Annotated in this window: 4 protein-coding genes; 1 reads left to right on the forward strand and 3 read right to left on the reverse strand. The window is 40.8% G+C overall.

Translation table 11 applies throughout. The features are described from left to right. Nucleotides 1–10: 10 nt before the first annotated feature. The 3 genes from OGM63_RS05770 to OGM63_RS05780 all read right to left on the reverse strand — a co-directional run bounded on the left by OGM63_RS05770 (nucleotide 11) and on the right by OGM63_RS05780 (nucleotide 3125). Entirely contained in the window at nucleotides 11–478 is a 468-nt protein-coding gene (locus OGM63_RS05770; protein WP_263744548.1) for a DUF4870 domain-containing protein, read from the reverse strand. 175 nt (nucleotides 479–653) lie between these two features. Continuing rightward, nucleotides 654–1823: a DUF1822 family protein gene (locus OGM63_RS05775; RefSeq protein WP_263744549.1), complete on the reverse strand. Its 1170-nt coding sequence runs from the start codon at nucleotides 1821–1823 to the stop codon at nucleotides 654–656. 129 nt (nucleotides 1824–1952) lie between these two features. Further along, a complete protein-coding gene (locus OGM63_RS05780) occupies nucleotides 1953–3125 on the reverse strand; it encodes a sigma-70 family RNA polymerase sigma factor (RefSeq protein ID WP_263744550.1) in 1173 nt (390 codons plus the stop codon). Between the two features lie 227 nt (nucleotides 3126–3352). Between OGM63_RS05780 and OGM63_RS05785 the strand changes: the two genes are divergently transcribed. Beyond that, the coding region (locus OGM63_RS05785) for a caspase family protein (protein WP_263744551.1) at nucleotides 3353–6064 on the forward strand (2712 nt) is incomplete at its 3' end.

Below are 6064 nucleotides of genomic sequence, written 5' to 3' on the forward strand. Positions count from 1 at the left end.
TTTGCTTTTGCTATATCAAAAATCTAATTGTAAATGGATAACGATAATACTCACCTCTATAAGCTTTAATAGCAGCACAACTGACTACAAATGATTGGAATAAAAGCATCAGTAGAACCATCGCACTACAACCAGTTAGTAATGTGCGGAAAATTATCTCTATATAATTTACTCTGCCATTGCTGGTCATAGCAAGACCAAATCCTGTAAACACTAGCAGCAACGATATAATTACGAGGATTAAAACATAAAATGTCAGTGAGAGTTGAAAATTTAAAGATTCTTTACCTTGAAAGTCAACCCACGTATATTGTGTTTTTTTTATTCGCCAAATAATCAATGGTGCTAAAACATTTAGCGGTAAATACAGAGGAACGCCGATAATTACTACTAAAATTAGTAGTATCCACGCTAATAAAGCTGAGAGATGACACAACATCGCCCATATACGGATTTGTTGCTTAATTTTTCCTCTCATGGCTTTTTATCTTTTGGTGGATTTACGGAATAATTATCCACCGTACCATATATGAAAGGAGTCAAAAGTCAAGAGTCAAGACTCAAGAGTCACTTAAATTGTGAATTTTTCTTTAAAATCTTAATATTTCTCGGTCATAGTTTTCGCTTTTGGGTTCTATTTCCCAAACGTTTCTTTAAAATCTTAATATTTCTCGGTCATAGTTTTCGCTTTTGGGTTCTATTTCCCAAACTATGCCTTCACCCGATTCTAGACCTACTTCTACAAAGAGTTGCTCTACGGCTGTTATAGCTATATCTTCGTTGTTGGGGAAGGTTTGTAAATCTTCGGTGAGTAGTCTCAGTTTAAATCCACCGGGAATGGCTGCACCTACGGCGGCGTTACGCAATTCAAAGCGCCAAACAGTTGATTCTCCTTGGTTTTGTGGTAGAATGCGTAGCTCATAGGTTTGACCGGCGATCGCTAACTGCCGAGAAAGAATTGTCTGTGGTTGTGTTTCTTCCACACTCCGCGCACCGCCGACGCTTAGTTGCATCAAGCTTCCCCAGCCGATGTTTTCTGCAAGTTGAGAAACACCACTTTGCAACCATTCGATAACTGACCATTGTTCTGGTAGTCCCAAACGGCGTTGATATAAGCTTTGTCGCCAACCGCCATGTTCAATTAGCGCACCCCAAAGTTGAAAAGGGATAGCTAGTCTGGGTGTGATTATTTCTGGATTTGCTAAACGAGAAATTAAATTTTGTGCTTGTTCTTGTGGTAAGGTTGGAAGCTGGGGAATTGTTTGGGTACTTTGTTGCGGACAAAGTTCTAGCGTTAAAGTTAAAACATTGATGTCGCTAATAATATCAAGAGCATCAAGGGAATAAGTGCGATCGCTTGCATCATAACTTCCTTGATTTTTCAATTGTTCATAACTACAATAGCCCCAAACCCGCACATAAGCCTCATCCGGTTCTACTTGCACTGCTAAATAATAATCACCAGCTAAACTAGATATATCTACCCATTCTTGCTGTACTCGCAATTCACTTAAATCCATCGCCTCGCTGGGAACCAAAATAAATCGAATGCCGTCTGATACAATTGCAGTCCCATTCACCAGTTCCCAAAGACTTGCTAAAGCATTAATATTCGGCGATACTTTTGCCTGGGGTGCAAAATCCGTTTGCAACCACGCTAAAACAACATTCAAGCAAAGTTGATTTAAATAAGCTTGATAACCAGAACTAGGATGAGAAAAAGATTGACTGTGAAGATACGCTTGATTTTGGATGTTGGCAGGTATTTCTAAAATCAAATCTGTTGGGGATGCAAAAGTAAATAAGGCAGCGTTAACGGTCATAAGAATTACTCCAGGAATTTTGGCTAGGCTTGGGGGGTACTAGGGACTAGGAACTAGGGACTAGGGAAAATAAATTTGATTCCTTGTGAACCCTTACCCCTTTCCTTTTCCCAAATAAGTCCAAGAGGTTTAATAAGAAGATACGCTGTAGTAAGCTTGCAGCCATTCCTCCATTACGGTACTCATATTTTTGAGTAGGTCTGAGGTGACAGAAATATGCAATTTCTCACTACTCCACTGAGCCAAATTTCGCAGTAAAATTTCTCTAGCTTTTGTGAGTCGTCGTGAGACAGTGTATTGCTGCAAAATTAGTTCTTTGGCAATTTGCTGCTGAGTCAGCCCCTGACTATAATATAGTTGCAAAATTTGTTGTGCTTCTGCTTCTAGTTGGGCAACTGCGACGGCTAAAACTTTGTTAATCTCAGATTGGTGAGAAATTCTGGTTTGTTCTTCTTGTTGAGTAATAATTTGGGTAAGTACTGAATCTACCTCTCCAGCGAGATTATCTATCCACTCGGTTGTATCTTGACCAGTGGGGGAAACATTAATCGATGCCAAAGGTGGATAAAGATAGTTTCGCGCATGTTTGGCACAACTGAGCAGCCAAGTTTCCAAAATTTGCGAAGTTACATTTTGGTTACTTTGGGAATTATAAGCTATCGCGATCGCACTCCATGTATCATCGTCTGGTCGAGAAAGTTGACGTGTTCCCTGAGGCTGCTTGGGAATATAAAGCGTTTTAAAACAATTCCAAACTAGGACGTAAGCCGTAACAGTCTCTGGAGATAAGCCAGCATTTTGCAAAGACTCTACCAAACGCTTTTGACTAATTTTCCGCAACATTCCCCATTCTGTACAGATATCAATTTCGCCGCGTTGACGCAAGGTTTCACGGATGACGCTACCAAAGATAGCGCTGGCATAGTTTTTTAAGATAAAGCCTTGGTTAGGATTAAAACCTTTGAGGACTTTATCGACAGAAGCGATCGCCATTTGAAAACAGTCTGGTAACTTGTATTGAGTACTGCTAAAACTAGTGGACGTTTTTTGGGATGTCCAATAGCAGATTTCTTGTAAATAAGCAATCAGATGTTCTTTGGCAAGTTTCTCTAACTGCTTTTGGGAGATATAATTATACCAATAAAGTACCCAAAAATTCTCGGACGTTTCTTGTGGCGTTTTGTTTACACAATTTTGGATACTGCGACGCAGTTTACTATCCGTCGCCCAACTGTGAAAGCGATCGCCATTAAATTGCACAAAAGTGGAAAATATGGAAATAATACTTTGTCTTGGATGCATAAAACACAATATCTCGACCTACGCAAGGAGTGCAAGCGTTAAAAGACGCCTCCACAAACTTTACTACAACCAACCATAATCATGTTTCGGCTTGAAGTTAAATATTTAAAATTTTTGAGAATTGGGTAATTAAGAATTGGTAATTGGGTAATTGGGCTTTTCCCCATTACCCATTCTCTATTCCCCAAGGCGTGCAAATATTAAGATTTTAATCTACTTTGTTAAATATGTGTCCAATCGGTGTTGGTACTAGTCGCTCAAATCAAATAAAAAAAACAGATACAAGCAAGCTGTGGTTAATTCTTGTGGGAGTAAATAAATATCAAGATAAAGGACTCCCTCAGCTAAATTATTCATCTGTCGATTGTCAGGGTTTAGCGGATGCTTTGACTGGAGCTACCAGACAATTTCCGCAAAAAGAGGTGAAAATTCACCACGATTTTGCTTCTTTAGCACCTTCTTTGGAAAATGTGCGGATCAGTCTCCAAGAAATTAGTGCTGCATCTTTACCCCAGGATATGGTTTTATTTTATTTCTCCGGGCATGGAATGCTAGAACCAAATTCTCAGGAAGCATTTTTATGTTTAGCAGATACACAAAAATCAAACTTAAAAAAAACAGGTTTAGGATTACAAGAATTATTACAGTTATTAAATAATTGTCCAGCGCAAAATCAGTTAGTTTGGCTGGATGCTTGTCACAGCGGTGGAATGACGCTGAGGGGAACACTCAGAGAACCGTTGTTAAACCCGACAACACAATTAGTAGAAGTATTACAGCGTTCTGCCGCGAAAAGTAAAGGTTTTTATGCTTTGCTTTCTTGCGATAATAATCAGCAATCTTGGGAATTTCCAGAATTGGGACATGGGGTTTTTACTTATTATCTAATGCGCGGGTTAAATGGTGAGGCAGCAGATTCCAAGGGAATAATTTATGCTGATGGACTTTATCGGTATGTTTATCATCAAACGTTGCAATATATTGATAAAACTAATCAACAGTTAAGATTAATTAATCAGCAGAGAAGAGGCAAAGGAGATACTCAGCTTGAGCGCGAATATCCTTTACAAACTCCCAAAAGAATTGTCGAAGGAGTTGGGGAACTGATTTTAGGAGTTAGGCAAGAAAAAGCTGATGATGATGTACATGGTCGATTGGGGATAGTTGTAGAAGGACTATCAGGAAGTACGAAAACTTTAGATATTAGCAAGTTTTTGGGTAATGTTGGCGGTTTTAACTTGGAATATTTGCAAGCGACAAAAGCGAGCGCTGATGATGTGCGTTCATCGATCGCTCGTCTATTACACTCTCCTGAATCAAGAACTATTTTACTTTATTTGCGCTTCCGCATCGAGGAAACTGAAGCTATTGATGGTTTGGTGCTGGGAGAAGATATCCGCATCAAGCGATCGTGGTTGAAACAACAATTACGCCAGTGTAGCGCTAAACAAATCATCATTCTTGATTGTCCTGGTTCTGCTGCATCTCTAAAAGATTGGGTAGAAGATTTGCAAATCGACTCCCAAGAAGGACAGTGTATAATTGCTTGCGCTTCTCCAGCGTCGTCAACTGAAAAATTCGCCCAAACTTTATTTGATACTTTAACAGCCGCAGCGGAAGCAGACGGATTATCTGCGGCTGGGGCGATCGCTCAATTGCAACTACAATTAGCAGGTAGCGATATTCCTTTCTACGTATGGCTTTCCGGTACGCAAGGTATTATCGAAATCTTAAGAGAAAAAACTTATATGCAAGAGCGAGAACATAAAGCCGGATTAGATTTAGGTATTTGTCCATACATGGGATTAAGTGCTTTTACAGAAGTAGATGCCCAATATTTTTATGGGCGTGAAGGCTTAACTCAGCAGTTAATTCATCAATTGCGCGATCGCTCATTTCTTGCCGTCGTCGGTGCTTCTGGTAGCGGTAAATCTTCAGTTGTCCAAGCCGGCGTCATTCCCCAACTGCGACTAGGTAAACAAATCCCCAGCAGCGAACAGTGGCTAATTAGAACTTTACGTCCAGGTGCTAATCCTATAGAGGTTTTGGCACAACGGCTGGGAGGGGGCAGGGGACAAGGGGGACAAGGGGGACAGGGGGGACAAGGGGGACAAGAAGAAATTTCTATATCTTCCTTGTCCTCCCACTCTCCCTTGTCCTCCTCGTCCTCCCCCTCCCCCCCCTCCCCCCCTCCCCATCTCCTCCTCGAGGGAATCCTGCACCAGGGTGTAGAAAGTTTCGTCTACTGGCTGCGTAATCGACCAGAACCTATGATTGTTTTGGTGATAGACCAATTTGAGGAATTATTTACTGTTGTCTCAACTACAGACAGAGAGAGCTTTTTAGAGTTGGTGCTGGGAGCTGCGGAATACGCGAAAGACCGTTTTAAGTTAATTATTAATTTACGAGCGGACTTTATTACCTCTTGTTTGGAAGTACCGAGACTGGCTGAAGTTTTACAAGAGTCGAGTGTATTAGTTCCACCCAGGCTGAGTTTAGACGATTATCGGCGGGTAATTGTTAACCCGGCTCAACAAGTAGGGTTAAAACTAGAACCAGAACTAGTAGAAGTTTTACTGCGGGAGTTAAACCATTCTGTAGGTGATTTACCTTTGCTGGAGTTTGTTTTAGAGCAGTTGTGGCAACATCGCTCTACAGGTAAGTTGACTTTGCAAGCGTATCAAGAAGAACTTGGTGGAATTAAAGGAGCATTAGAGCGATCGTCTCAAGCTCTTTACGAAAGTTTAGACCCCCAAGCGCAAGAATGTGCTAAGTGGATTTTTCTATCTTTAACGCAGTTAGGGGAGGGCACAGAAGATACTCGACGACGGATACACAAATCAGAGTTGATTGTGAAAAAATATCCGGCTGCGTTGGTGGAGAGAACTCTGCAAGCGTTAACTGCTGCCAAGTTAATTGTGATGAACTTGCAGGAAGAG

It is taken from the genome of Plectonema radiosum NIES-515 (genome assembly GCF_025753815.1).
GTDB classification, from domain to species: Bacteria; Cyanobacteriota; Cyanobacteriia; order Cyanobacteriales; family Nostocaceae; genus Hassallia; species Hassallia radiosum_A.